Here is a 14,596-nt window from a genome sequence, read left to right as displayed (position 1 = left end):
CAATTAGTTAGAAAAGGATGAAACATAAAAGGTCACCTTTGATAGTTCCAAGGATAACCTTTGATAGTGACAAAGGTAACCTTTTATATTTTCAGATCAATAAGTATAGTAGTCCTCTATCATTGTCAAGTGCTAATTTGTTAATAATGGATTTCTACTATACTTAGTTGATATTTAGAACAATGAGTTAGCCTCGTTCGGAGATAAGTTTGCGTTAGCATCCAATTGTCTTTGCGGAATAGGGAAGATATTACGCTTTGGTTCGTTGGATGCAGTCTTGTCCCACCAAGAAGTGGTTACGAACTTGTTAAAACGAACCAAGTCTGTACGGCGGATTCCTTCGAAAGCAAACTCTCTACCTTTTTCGGCTAAGAACTCATCCATTGTCAATGTAGCGGTCGTATATTTCGCTTTCTCCCAATCCTCTGCCTTGAAAGAACGTTGACGAACGCTGTTGATCATATCTACCACTTCTTGCGTTGCTTTGCCCCCGTTCTTACGCATCAAGGCCTCCGCTTTGTTATAGATAACCTCGGAATAACGGAACATCACCCAGTCGTTGTTCATATCGCCGGTAGTACCCGGTTGGATCTCATACTTGATAGAGCGAGCGCCGCTGTTTTCTTCGCCCTCGGTCATGGACTTAATGTAGTTTACGAATACCAAATCCTGCCCATTGTACTCCTCTGAACCTTTCAAAGGCTCTGCGGTCGTGTCGTAGTAGTAATTACCGTTTTCATCTACTTTGCGAGGATATTGCTTACCGATCAAGAAACCCTCAATTTTTCTCAAGTCGTTGTCAGCGAATGAGTCATAAAAGGTCGGTTGTGTCACCAAGCCGTTCCAAGGACCGGATTGCAAATCCCAGCCAGTTTGGTGTGCGTAATGCAACCAACGTTGATACCAACCCATTCCTTTGGCATATACTTCATCATACACGATTGACCAGATAATCTCGGTAGATCGCTTGTCGTTATCCGCACGGAAAGTGTCGTTCCACTTCTTATCCAATGCGAAACCTCCCTTAGCTAATTCATCGCAAGCTGCGATACAATCATCCCAGCGTGCTTGTCCAGTATAAATTTCCGCATTCAAATAGAGACGAGCCAATAATGCGTAAGCCCCCCATTTGGATACACGTCCGTAGGTCTCTGTTTTACTCTCTGACAAAGAAGGAATACTCTCGTTTAACTCTTTTTCGATCCAAGCGAATAACTCTGCGCGAGATTTGGAGGAAGGATTGATTTCACCGATTTTCTCGCAAATTGGAGCCGTACCGAACATATCCATCACATACCAATAACAGTAAGCGCGATATACACGCATCTCCGCTTGTGCTTGTGCTTTAGACATTGGAACTTGGAGTGCTTCAAAATCTATATTCTCTGTATCTGTAAGGAAGTTGTTAGCATATCCGATACCTTCAAATAATTTTTTCCAAGCATCCACTACTTGACCATCCGTAGGAATCCATTGATGGCGGTGTAAGCGAATCCAGTCTCCATTGTCATAGCCGTGGCGACCTTTTTGAGGCCATGCGGCACAGTCGGAAGATAACTCGTTACATGACCAAGGCGATTGGGCTACTTGCATAGTTCCACAGAAGTGTCCCCATGGACGCATCATGGCGGCCATTACCTCGCCTGCATTGTTGTAATAATTCTCAGCGATTACCGAGCTATGTATTTCCTCTGTCAGGTCCGTACAAGAGGTAAATGCGGTAGCTCCCAGCAATAATGAAATTGCGCATATATTTTTTAAAGCTTTCATTGTATTGTCTTAAATCTATTGTTACTTAATTAGAATCCAAAATTAACGCCAAACGTGAAGGTACGGGTGGTGGGATAAGATCCGCGCTTCTCTATACCTGCTTGTAGTCCTGTTACGTTTACGTCAGGGGTTAAACCAGAGTATCCTGTAATAGTCGCAAGATTGGTGACATTACCATAAATACGTAAGTTGCGCACATATTTATTATTTTTGAAGTTGAATGTATAACCTAGTGTCACGTTATCGATCTTCAAGAAGTTCCCTTTCTCTAGATAATAAGAAGAGAACAATGGTTGCTCTGTTACCTTGTTCTTCAAGGCATCCTTGTATACGTTTGTGCCAGACTGATCAATATTAACAGTCGTTCCGAAATAAATAGCACCCTCGTTCAATACGTCATAATCAAACATACCGCGCAGGAAGAAGCTGAAGTCAAAGTTCTTATAGGTAAATGTGTTCTGTAAGCCAGCCTTGAATTTCGGCAAACCATTACCGATAAAGGTACGGTCAGCGTCAGACAGACCTTCCTTTCCGTCTATGTCGCGAAGATTCCAAGTTCCGTCCGGATTGATACCATCGCATACATAACCGAAGAATGACGCGATCGGCTGTCCTTCTTGTAGGCGGTAAGCCTTGCCCGGGTTACCCGGAGAGGGCAGGTCATATTGATCCTCGTAAGAAGATTTGTACACGTCGTTAGACAAAGATGTCAATTTATTATTCTCGTATGAGAACGTGAAATTAGCCGTGTAAGAGAAATCCTTAGTCTTTACGACCTCTGCGTTTAATGCTAATTCTATACCTCTATTTCTCATCGTGCCTACGTTGGTGGTGATCGTGTTGTAGATCAAGGATGGCTGTTGGGCATTGTAGCTACTGATCAAGTCGCGAGTCGTACGACTATACCAATCGATCGTACCATTTAGGCGTCCACCTAGCAAGCCGAAGTCGAAACCGATGTTCAAGGACTCATTCTTCTCCCATTTCAAATCCGGATTCGGGTTGATATTCGGACCGTAAGTGGCGGTTAGCCATGAACCGGTGTAAGCGTTCCAAGCTCCAGCACCTGTGCCGTAGGTAGCGAGAGACATATATGGATCGGTAGGTAGACTACCCGTGATACCGAAACCGGCACGGAATTTCAATACGTCGAATACTTCTTGGCTCTCCATGAAGTCCTCACGAGAGATCATCCAGCCTGCGCTGACAGAGGGGAACCAAGCCCATTTGTTGTTCGCTCCGAACTTTGTGGAACCTTCACGGCGGATAGAGGCGCTGGCCATGTATTTACCGTCGTAATTATAGTTGGCACGGGCGAAGAAGGCGATCAGTTTGCTGGTCTCTTTTTTACTCTTCATCTCGGCCTTACCATCTTTTAGGTAACCGCCGGCTTCTAGGTTATTGGTACCGAATACGTCCGTCAAGAAGTTTTTGTTCTCGGCGCTGAATTGCTCGTATTCAAAATCTTGGTAACTGTATCCCAGCAAACCGGTAATATTGTGTACGCCGTTGATGGAAGTATTGTAGTTTGCTGTCCATTCAGTAGTACGATTGGTATTCTGATAATATTCTTTTTTGGCGCGTCCGTTTGTACCGTCTTTATATTGGCTATATTCCTCACGCATACTATAATCGTTAGTTAATGCGTCGTTCTTCTCCATAGCGAAGAAAGCGGCGGCTGTCAGACCGGGGATAATCTCATATTGAGCCTTGAAGTTCGCCAATAAATTCTTGAATTCCTTTTTCTTGGTACGCTGGTATATGCGGGCTACCGGGTTGAAATCTTCGTAACCGCTGTAAGTTTCCCAGAAGGAGCCGTCTTCCTTATAAATAGGCATCGTCGGGTTGATACGGATCGCCTGGTATAATATGCCGTAATTAGGGATATCTCCTACCTTATCCACATCATCGGAAACCGCGTCCACTTTCACGAAAGAGTTTGCTAGATTGAAAGAAAGCTGTAGTTTATCATCAAACGCACGGTGGTTCACGGCGATAGAGCCATTGATCGTTTCACGGCTGGTGTTACGGATCATACCATCATTCTTTTTGTAATTTAAAGAAGCGCGATAGTTTGTCTTACCATTACCACCGGTAGCGGTCAAGTTGTGTACATGGGTGAAATTACTCTTATTCAATAAAGCGTCGTAATGGTTATCCCGTCCACCAAAGTCGCGGATATTGGCGTTGTTGGTTTCCTTGCCATAAGCGACGAACTCGTCTCCATTTAAGATTTCCGGCCGTTTATAAACCGCCTCGTGCATGATATATCCTGAGTAATCCACTTGAGTAGTTCCGGCTTGCGGACGTCTCGTGGAGACGATGATCACACCGTTATTACCCCGGGTTCCGTAGATAGCGGCTGCGGAACCGTCTTTCAATACGTCGATCGCCTCGATATCCTCGGGTGCGATAGCGTTCAAAGAAGTCATATTACCCGGCATACCGTCGATAATAACGAGAGGCTCATTGCTACCTTTCAGAGATGAGGCACCACGCATCTGTACTTTTACCTCGCCATTCGGGTCGGTGCTACCACGTGATACAGTCAGACCAGCTACACGTCCTTCCACCAATTGCATCGGGTTCACTACCGGTGCCTTGTTAAAGTCGGATGCTTTCACGCTGGTAACGGATGAGGTGATCTCACCTTTCTTTTGGGAACCGTAACCTACGACTACTACCTCGTCTAGTGTCTCAGAGTCTTCAGCTAAGACTATGTTCAATGTTTTTTGCCCGGTATAACGAACTTCTTGGGATTTGAAGCCGATGAAGGAAAATACCAATGTGCTGTTATCCGGCACATCCAAGGTGAAATTTCCGTCAAAGTCCGAAGCTGTTCCGTTCGTGGTTCCTTTCACAACAATACTAACGCCAATCAGAGGTTCACCCTTTTGGTCTTTTACTACACCTTTAATGGTTGAACTTTGCTGTGCGATCTGATGAATCTCCATGTTTCCCATTTCAGGAACAGTAGAATCTTCGGCCGCATAAGAGGACTGAAACATTAAAGATAAACAAAGTAACAAAGAGGTTCGTCCACCTAATAAAGTCAGGCATTTCCTCGTCTTACCTTCACTCTTTTTTTTCATAAAAACATTAAATTAAAAGTTAATAATGTGCTTCCCGAAGGAAGAATACATACAAGCGGTTTGCTTTGTTATTCGACAGCAATATTAATAGGTCTTAACGAATTGAAGAGTGCTTTGAAATACCGAAGAAGTGTCATGAAATGCATATGGCAGATTATGATACTCTTTTGGTAGATTATGACACTATTTAGGAATCAATGATTTATGCCTCTTTTGTGCGGTATTCTTTAGGAGTCATGTTATATTTACGGGCAAACTCCCTATAGAAGTATGATTTGTTAGAAATCCCTACATTATAAATAATTTCCTGAACGCTCATGTTGGTATTTACGAGTAATTGCGCTGCATAGTTTAACCTATAATCCTTTATAAAATCACTCGGCGTCATGGTAGATATTTTCTTGAAACGGCGATATAAGATGCGGGTGTTTATATTCAGTGCGTCCGCTACCAGCTCGGGACCGAGTCCTTCCTTGCTGACATTTTCTTTGATGATAGCGGTTACGGCGTCAAGGAATTCCTTGTCTTCTTGATGTAATAATTGCCCTTCCGTATATTGATAAGCACTTTCCGGAGAATAGAAATACTCTTTTAATTCTCTTTGATTTGTCATCAATCGGTTCACGACGGATAGGAGAACTGTTGGCGAGAAAGGCTTGGTTAGATAGGCATCCGCTCCTATATTAAGTCCTGCCGCTTGCTCTTGGTCTGATATTTTGGCAGATACGATAATAAGCGGGATATGACGGGTATATCTATTTTCCTTGATAAGAGAGATCAATTCCAATCCGTCGATATTAGGCATCATGATATCGGTGATGATAAGGGAGGGAGTGTATTGCTTGAGGAATTCCAGAGCCTCCTCCGCATTATAAGCTTCCTGAACCTGATATTCGGAAGAGAGGGTTTCCGTGATTAGCCAGACGATGTCTTTATGATCGTCGATAACGAGTATCATCGGTTTATCTTCCGTCTCTTTTTGTGCCGTATGTGAGATTTGCGGCTTTTGTATATCCGTGTTTGGGGAAGGAAGCGATACGGGAATATCTTCGTCTATCGTGTCGTCTGAGCTCTCCTCTACGATGCCAAAAGGTAAGGTAACTGTAAATTCAGCATATTGGCCGACCTCACTCTCTATGTCGATTTTACCACCTAAGGATTGTACGAGGCTGTGGCAGATAAATAAGCCGAGGCCATTCCGTGCCGTATTTTGCCTGTTATCGTCGTTATCCATCGTGCCAAGGATACGATATCGGTCGAAAATATTTTGCATGTCTGCCTCCTCGATTCCTTTGCCGGTGTTGTAAACTTTAAGGACGAGGAAGTTCTCCTCCTCATGTAAGGAGATACGAACCGTGCCCCCGTCTTCCGTATACTTAAATGCGTTGGAAATCAGATTTGCTAGGATCTTCTTGAAATAGACGGAATCCGTATTCCAATAAAGCTCTTTGGGAGCATCGATCTTGAATTGGATTTGGTGTTGCTCGGATAGTGGGTAAAACCATTCGAATTGAGTTCGCAAAAGAGAGGATACGGATACTCTTCGGATGTGCGTATGACTGAATCCAGCGTCTTCCGCTTTCCGGAAATCAAGGATTTCTTGGATAAGCCCGTTCAGTTCCTCTACATTTTCCCGGAGGACTGAAGTGTATTTTTCTAATGTCTTGTCTTTTGAGGTGGCGGCATAGGCTTGGATATAATTCTCCACGCCATTGATCAAGGTAAGCGGGGTACATAACTCATGCGTGATATGGGTAAAGAAATTCAGCTTAGACTCGTATAGCTTCTCTTTTTGCTCCTCCTTGATCTTGTCTGCTATTTGTTTCTGTTTCTTTAGTATTTGGTAATGGATGCGATAGATGGCAATGATGATTAAAACCGTACCGATAAAAAGATACGTGAAAATAGCTAATGAGCTTAGATAAATAGGAGGTAATACCTTGATAGGTAGGGTGTATTCTTTTGCCGACGAATCAATGACATCGTTACGATAACGGACTTTCAGCAAGTATTCCCCGTACGGGAGGTTCATGAAAGTTACCTTGTTTGTCTTTTGCAATTTTTCCCAAGAGGAATTATAGTTGACCAACTGATACGAATACTCGTAATTCTCCCCGTTGATGTAATCCGGAGCGACGAACGCAATCGTTAACGATTGCACATCAGCCGGAACCGTTACACCGTTCCGGCTGATGTCCTTATATAATGGAAGGATTTGTTTATCCATTTGCAACTCGAAGAAACTTAATTCGGGTTGATAGGTATGCTCCGGCTCCGTTTGTTTATTTACCCAGACTAATCCGTTGATGCCTCCAAAGAATAAACGCTCGGAGTATGGGCATTTCCAATAAGCGTCATCAGAGAATTCCGTGACGCTAAAATAAGGTTGATGATAATTATGGAAAAAATTATTCCGGGGATTATATTTGGTGAGACCTTTATTGGTGCTTAACCAGATACAGCTATCATTCCCCTCATGAATGCCATGGATCATGTCGTTTGCGATCCCGTTGCTTTTATCGAATTGGCGTAAATGTATCTTTCCTCTTTTAAATTTAATCCGGGTAAGTCCGGAGCTGGCGCCTGCATAGAAAGTAGAATCCTCGGTCTGGCATACAGATAACACGTCTCCAATGGCCGGATTCCTTAAATTGTTGGTTTGCAGGAACTCATATTTCTGGTTGAATATGTTAAAACTAATAACCCCATAACCGCCACGACTCCCGAGAAATAAGGTCGAGTCGTTATCATATATCATGGATTGAATCTCTTTGCAGGTATTCTCCCCGTTTTTTAGCGGGAAGGTTTGTATCTTACTGATTGTAGGCGTGACTTTATCCATACGTAAAGTAACCTTCAGTAATCCGTTGCCGGTTGTCGCCAACCATAATGTCGAGTCGTTTACCTCACAAATAGAATGGATATAGCGGATAGGGGGAGTGTCCTCTTGCTGCGGGATCGTCTTTATTCGATTTTCTTTATAAGAATAATAACAGAGCCCCGGGCCTTCCGTACCGATCCAGATACAAGGATGGAATTCGCTTCTCTGGAAGCTATATACCCGGTTGCTGGATAATCCGTCGGCGGTGGTGAAATGCGTGATAGCGCTTTGTGGAATCGCCTTTTTGTTTGGGTAAGTGTCATAGGCTTGTATCCGGACAATTCCGTCTCCTTTTGTCCCGAACCAAAGGGATCGATCATTGTCTGTATATAAAGAACGTATGGGGTTCTGTATATTAATCGGTAAATCCTTGAGTAAGATAGAGCCGAAAAGATCGGGTTTATCGTAAAACATCCGTATGCCTTGTCCATCGGTCCCTACCCAAAGAATCTCCTGTCTTTTATCGTTCATCAGGCAAAAGATACCGATGCCCGTGTCTATCGTGTTTTCCGGTTGGCTTAGGTCTAGAATATTGCCGTTACGGAAAACGATATATACATTGGATTGGAAGGTACATATCTTAATGATGTTTCCATATTTATTTGTCATTCCAGACAGATCAAACAGGAATTCTTTCCCGCTTCCGTCTACCTGTTGGCGATATAACTTATTGTCGGTATCGACAATGAAGATATGGTTATTCTCATGAAATGCGGATAAGATCGGTTTATTATGGAATTGGCGTTCTTCCGATAGTAAATTAAAAGTTGTATTGGAGAAATCCGGTGTTAACTTTTTCAGTATTCCCGAGGTCAATAGTAAATAAAAATATCCGTCTGTTCCGGCGAATAAAGTCCGTACGGTTTGAGGGCCTATCCCTTCTCTCGGCAGATCCCGGAATCCATCGCTAAATGGGGTGTAACAAGATATCCGGTTTTCTTTACAAATGGCTAATGTGATACCGGATGAATCGGTCGCTACCAGATCACTCTCCATGTATCCCGGGTAAGACTCGGTGACTTTCCGTTTCTTTAGCGAGAATTTATTGATACCTAAAGAGGTTGATATCCATAAAAAGCCGGGTTCTGCGTCGGATATTTTGTGAATGATATTACTACAAAGAGAGTTTTTGTTATTTAATTCGAAACGATATACATACGTATCTTTTCCGTTGTATAAGTTAAGTCCGTCGTAAGTCCCGATCCACAAATAGCCATCCGGATCTTGATGCATGCAAATAATGGCATTGTTCGACAAATTAATCATATTTGCCTTATGCAAAGATTTAGACGCGAGTGAGATAGGAGATGCGATTAAAGATAGTATTCCTATAAATAAAACGGTAAACAGGATATTTCTCATGTGTTTGATCCAGATTAACTTTTACGTTCTGTAGGCAAAGATAGTGAATAAAATGGAGACTTCGTGCAAAGCATCGCATTACTATCCCGTTTCTTCTTGTATATTTTTAATACCTATTTATAGGGATTTTAGAGGGGTGTCGCAAATGTTACAGGAACATGAGGATAAAAGTTTTACCTTTGTGCCGGTAAAAATGTGGTATTAGATAAGATTGTTTATGAAATTTGAGAATGAGTACTGGGATCACTTTAAGGGTGAGACCTGGAAGAGAGAGATCAATGTAAGAGATTTTATCCAGAGTAACTATACGCCTTATGAAGGGGATGATTCCTTTTTAGTCGCTTCTTCCGAGAAGACCCGTAAGGTCTGGAACAAGCTGACCGAGATGTTTAAGGTCGAGAGAGAAAAGGGAGTTTATGACGCCGAGACAAAATTACCTCAAGGGATCGATGTATATGGTCCGGGCTATATTGATAAGGAGAATGAGGTTATCGTTGGGTTACAAACCGATGCTCCGCTGAAACGTGGTATCTTCCCGAAGGGTGGTATCCGTATGGTCGAGAATAGCTTGGAAGCCTACGGTTATCATTTAGACCCGATGACGAAAGAGATCTTCACGAAGTACCGTAAGACGCATAACGAGGGCGTTTTCTCCGCATATACGGAAGAGATGGTTGCCGCACGTCGTTCGGCTATCATCACCGGCTTGCCCGATGCGTATGGTAGAGGACGTATTATCGGTGACTATCGTCGTGTCGCTTTATATGGTACGGCAATCTTGATCGAGGAGAAAAAGCGTTTCTTGAATCGTTTGGATATCCAAGAGATCACGGAAGAGATTATCCAGAGCCGTGAGGAGATTTCTGAGCAAATCAAGGCGTTGAAAGCGTTCGAGAGAATGTGCGCTAGTTATGGCTTCGACGTGACCCGCCCGGCGCAAAATGCTCGTGAGGCGGTTCAGTTTGTGTATTTGGCTTATCTGGCAGCGGTAAAAGATCAGGATGGTGCGGCAATGTCTATCGGACGTACCTCTACATTCTTGGATATTTACATCGAGAAAGACATCCGTGAGGGTAAGATGACGGAAGAGGAGGCGCAAGAGTTAGTAGACCAGCTGATCATCAAGTTGCGTATCGTTCGTTTCTTACGTACACCGGAATACAATGATTTGTTCTCCGGTGATCCGGTTTGGGTAACAGAGTCGTTGGGCGGTCAAGGAGTGGACGGACGTTCTTTGGTAACGAGAACTTCCTATCGTTATCTCCATACATTGTATAATTTAGGTCCGGCACCGGAACCCAACTTGACGGTGCTGTGGTTCAAGAACGCTCCCGAGAACTGGAAACGTTTCTGTGCCAAGGTCTCTATCGATACGTCGGCTATCCAATATGAGAATGACGATTTGATGCGTCCGGATTATGGGGATGATTATGGTATCGCTTGTTGCGTTTCCCCCATGAAGATCGGAAAGCAGATGCAGTTCTTCGGCGCTCGTGCGAATTTAGCGAAGTGTTTATTGTATGCGATCAATGGAGGACGGGATGAGCGTAGCGGCGTACAGGTAGCCCCGATGTTCGAACCGGTTCGCAGTGAGTATCTGGAGTATGATGAGGTGATGGCTAAGTATGAACAAATGATGCGCTGGTTGGCGAAGGTATATGTGAACGCCTTGAAGATAATCCATTATATGCATGATAAATATGCGTATGAGGCATTCGAGATGTCGCTTCACGATGGGGATGTAGAGCGTATCCGTGCGACAGGTATCGCCGGTCTTTCTATCGTTGCCGATTCGTTGGCCGCTATCCGTGATACGAAAGTACGTGTGATCCGTGACGAGCGTGGCTTGGCGGTTGATTTCGAACGTGAGGGCGAATATGTTCCTTTCGGTAATAACGATGATCGTACGGATAGTATCGCTGTGGAAATCACTGAGAAGTTCATGGAATATTTGCGCCAGCACGAGACCTATCGCCATGCGAAACCGACTCAGTCGATTCTTACGATCACGTCTAACGTGGTGTATGGAAAGAAGACCGGTACGACACCGGATGGCCGTATCGGTGGAACTCCTTTCGCTCCGGGCGCGAACCCTATGAACGGTCGTGATACGAAAGGTGCTATCGCTGCGCTAGCTTCGGTAGCGAAGCTTCCGTTCCAGCATGCGCACGATGGTATCTCTTATACTTTCGCTGTTTCTCCGGCTACGTTGGGTAAGGAGCGTGAAGTGCAGATCAATAATCTGGTTAACTTATTGGATGGCTATTTTACTCCGGATGGAGGTCAGCATCTGAATGTTAACGTATTTGATAAGGATTTGTTGATCGACGCTATGGAACATCCCGAGAAATATCCGCAACTTACGATCCGTGTATCCGGATATGCGGTAAACTTCGTGAAACTGACTCGTGAACAACAGTTGGATGTTATTTCAAGAACCATTAACCATTCACTGTAAGTGATAAAAGGTAAGATACATTCATTAGAGAGTTTCGGGACCGTAGATGGTCCCGGAATTCGCTTTGTCGTTTTTATGCAGGGCTGCCCGTTGCGTTGCCTGTATTGCCATAACCCGGATACTTGGAACCCGAAAGGGAAGGTGAAATATCAGATGACTCCCGGCGAGCTATTGACGGAAGTTTTACGGTATAAGAGTTTTATCGCCCGTGGGGGGGTGACTGTTACCGGTGGGGAACCTTTATTGCAACCTGAGTTTCTGAAAGAGTTTTTCCGTTTGTGCCAAGAGCAAGGTCTTCACACAGCTTTGGACACATCTGGTTTCGTATGTACCTCAAAAGCTTGGGAAGTCTTGGATTATGTGGACTTAGTGTTATTGGACATCAAAACCTTAAACCCGGATTTACATCCGTTACTGGCGGGTGTCAAGCAGGATAATACGCTTCTGTTCTTGGATGAATTGGAGAGACGTGGCATAGATACTTGGATTCGCCATGTTATTGTCCCCGGATATACGGATAATGACGAGTGGCTGGAGGCGTTAGCTCGGTATGTCAGTTCATATAAAGTGGTTCGCAAAGTGGAATTATTGCCTTATCATACGATGGGAACCTATAAATATGAGCAATTAGGCCTCGATTATCCGTTAAAGGGGGTGGAACCCTTATCAAAAGAACGTTTAGATAATGCGAAAGCGATATTCTCTCGCTACAAACCAGAAAATAACAAGGCCTGATCTCTCGATCAAGCCTTGCGATTATGCAACAGCTAATCAGGGAAAACAATCTAATCCGATTAGCTTTTAAACGATAGTAATAATTTTTTGCCTAGACTAACCTTGACTATTTAATATGTGTTTGTTTTGTTATATGCAACAAATATCTATTTTTGTAAGGAGATAAAAAATGATATAGATCAGAAAATGATGAATAGTATGAAGACACCACAAGAAATAGCCGAAATGATATCCAAACGTTTTTATCCATTACCCAATGCGGATTTGGATTCTCTGGCCTCGATCATAGAATCAAGTAAGGCTGCGAAAGGAGAATTATTGTTGGATAACGGACAAATATCTAAATATTTATATTATGTGGAATCGGGATTATTACGCCAGTTTTACTATAAGAATAAACGTGATATTACCGAGCATTTCTCCTGTGAGGGAAATATCGTTATTTGTATAGCCAGCACATTCCAAAGAGAACCGACGCGTTTATTAATCGAGGCATTGGAACCGACGGTTTATCACCGGATCTCTTTTTCGGAATTTAGCGATTTATTGAAAACATCTTTAGCTATTAATAGATTGTACCAGAAAATACTGGAGTGGGCTTTGATGCTTTCGCAAGAGAAAGCGGACTCTTGGCGTTTTGAGTCGGCAAGAAAACGTTATCTGCGTTTTCAACAGGAATATCCGGAAGCAGCGAAACGTGCTTCTGTCAATCATATCGCCTCGTATTTATTGATGACACCCGAATCTTTGAGCCGGGTGCGGGCGGGAGTGTTGTAGTCTCTACCTACATTCAGGTATTATTGAGGTGAAAATAGCAATTTGTGGTGATTTCACGGTTCAAGTAATCCATCTATATTTGCGTCAGTTTAAAAAACGTAGAAGCAATGAAAATAGAAAAGATTACAGGACGTGAGATCCTAGATTCAAGAGGTAACCCGACAGTAGAGGTTGATATTTTACTAGAGTCCGGCGTTATGGGCCGTGCGTCTGTGCCTTCCGGTGCGTCCACCGGCGAGAACGAGGCTTTGGAGTTGCGTGATGGCGACAAGAAGCGTTATGGTGGTAAAGGCGTATTGAAAGCGGTTGAGAATATCAATACGATTATCGCTCCGGCATTGAAGGGGATGTCTGCCTTGGATCAGATAGGTATCGATCATGCGATGTTGGCTTTGGACGGTACGAAAACTAAATCGAAACTAGGTGCGAACGCTATCCTTGGCGTTTCTTTAGCTGTAGCGAAAGCTGCCGCAAATTATTTGGATATTCCTTTATATAGATATATTGGTGGAACGAATACCTACGTGATGCCTGTTCCGATGATGAATATAATCAATGGCGGTTCGCATAGCGACGCTCCGATCGCTTTCCAAGAATTTATGATTCGTCCGGTAGGTGCCGCTTCTTTCAAGGAAGGCTTACGTATGGGCGCTGAGGTATTCCATGCGTTGAAAAAGGTATTGCACGATCGTGGGTTAAGTACCGCTGTTGGTGATGAGGGTGGTTTCGCCCCGAATTTGGAAGGTACGGAAGATGCCTTGAACTCAATTATCGCCGCTATCAATGCGGCTGGTTATGAACCGGGCAAGGATGTGATGATCGGTATGGATTGCGCTTCTTCTGAGTTTTATAAGGATGGAATCTACGATTACACGAAGTTTGAAGGAGAAAAAGGCGTGAAACGTACTTCCGACGAACAAGTGGATTATCTGGAAAAACTGATCAACGAATACCCGATCGATTCCATCGAGGATGGTATGAGTGAGAATGATTGGGCTGGTTGGAAGAAACTGACAGATCGTATCGGTAACCATTGCCAATTAGTCGGAGATGATTTGTTCGTGACAAATGTAGAGTTCCTTTCAAGGGGTATTAAAGAAGGTTGCGGTAACTCGATCTTGATCAAGGTAAATCAGATTGGTTCCTTGACGGAGACACTGAACGCTATCGAGATGGCTCACCGCCATGGATATACGACCGTTACTTCACACCGTTCCGGTGAGACGGAAGACGCTACGATCGCCGATATCGCTGTCGCTACCAATAGCGGACAGATCAAGACGGGATCATTAAGTCGTTCGGACCGTATGGCTAAATATAACCAGCTGCTTCGTATCGAGGAGGAATTGGGAGACCGTGCCGTATACGGATACAAAAGAATCAATTAAGTATATAAAGTAAATTATAATCGCTAATTATGTAGTAATCCAAAACCCAAGATATTGAAGGGCTTATCCGTGAGGATAGGCCCTTTTTATTGATTGATAAAGTGTTATCTATAACCTCATAAAATATATCGAT

Annotated in this window: 7 protein-coding genes; 4 read left to right on the top strand and 3 right to left on the bottom strand. The window is 43.6% G+C overall.

The genetic code is table 11. From position 1 onward, the window contains the following. Positions 1-174: 174 nt before the first annotated feature. From CI959_RS05840 to CI959_RS05830, 3 genes are all read right to left on the bottom strand, one after another. Positions 175-1,770 carry a RagB/SusD family nutrient uptake outer membrane protein gene (locus tag CI959_RS05840; RefSeq protein WP_005859723.1) on the bottom strand — a complete coding sequence of 532 codons (1,596 nt, stop codon included), beginning with the start codon at positions 1,768-1,770 and terminating at the stop codon, positions 175-177. Positions 1,771-1,799: 29 nt separating this feature from the next. After that, complete coding sequence (locus tag CI959_RS05835; protein ID WP_005859721.1) at positions 1,800-4,862, bottom strand: TonB-dependent receptor; 3,063 nt, start codon at positions 4,860-4,862, stop codon at positions 1,800-1,802. A 202-nt stretch (positions 4,863-5,064) separates the two neighbouring features. Next, positions 5,065-9,009, bottom strand: a complete 3,945-nt coding sequence (locus CI959_RS05830) for a response regulator (protein ID WP_226766578.1) — start codon at positions 9,007-9,009, stop codon at positions 5,065-5,067. Between the two features lie 313 nt (positions 9,010-9,322). Here CI959_RS05830 and pflB point away from each other — a divergent pair, with 313 nt between their 5' ends. The 4 genes from pflB to eno all read left to right on the top strand — a co-directional run bounded on the left by pflB (position 9,323) and on the right by eno (position 14,463). Continuing rightward, positions 9,323-11,563: a formate C-acetyltransferase gene (pflB, locus tag CI959_RS05825; RefSeq protein WP_005859715.1), complete on the top strand. Its 2,241-nt coding sequence runs from the start codon at positions 9,323-9,325 to the stop codon at positions 11,561-11,563. Then, a complete protein-coding gene (gene pflA, locus CI959_RS05820; RefSeq protein ID WP_005859713.1) occupies positions 11,564-12,298 on the top strand; it encodes a pyruvate formate-lyase-activating protein in 735 nt (244 codons plus the stop codon). A gap of 186 nt (positions 12,299-12,484) precedes the next feature. Continuing rightward, a complete protein-coding gene (locus CI959_RS05815) occupies positions 12,485-13,075 on the top strand; it encodes a Crp/Fnr family transcriptional regulator (RefSeq protein ID WP_010182348.1) in 591 nt (196 codons plus the stop codon). 107 nt (positions 13,076-13,182) lie between these two features. After that, positions 13,183-14,463, top strand: coding sequence for a phosphopyruvate hydratase (gene eno / locus CI959_RS05810; RefSeq protein WP_005859709.1), 1,281 nt, complete (start codon positions 13,183-13,185; stop codon positions 14,461-14,463). Positions 14,464-14,596 lie beyond the last annotated feature (133 nt).

The sequence above is a fragment of the Parabacteroides sp. AT13 genome, from assembly GCF_002272965.1.
Taxonomy (GTDB): domain Bacteria; phylum Bacteroidota; class Bacteroidia; order Bacteroidales; family Tannerellaceae; genus Parabacteroides; species Parabacteroides distasonis.
The sequence above is the reverse complement of the archived record's forward strand: the minus strand, read 5'-3'. Positions and strand labels throughout refer to the sequence as shown.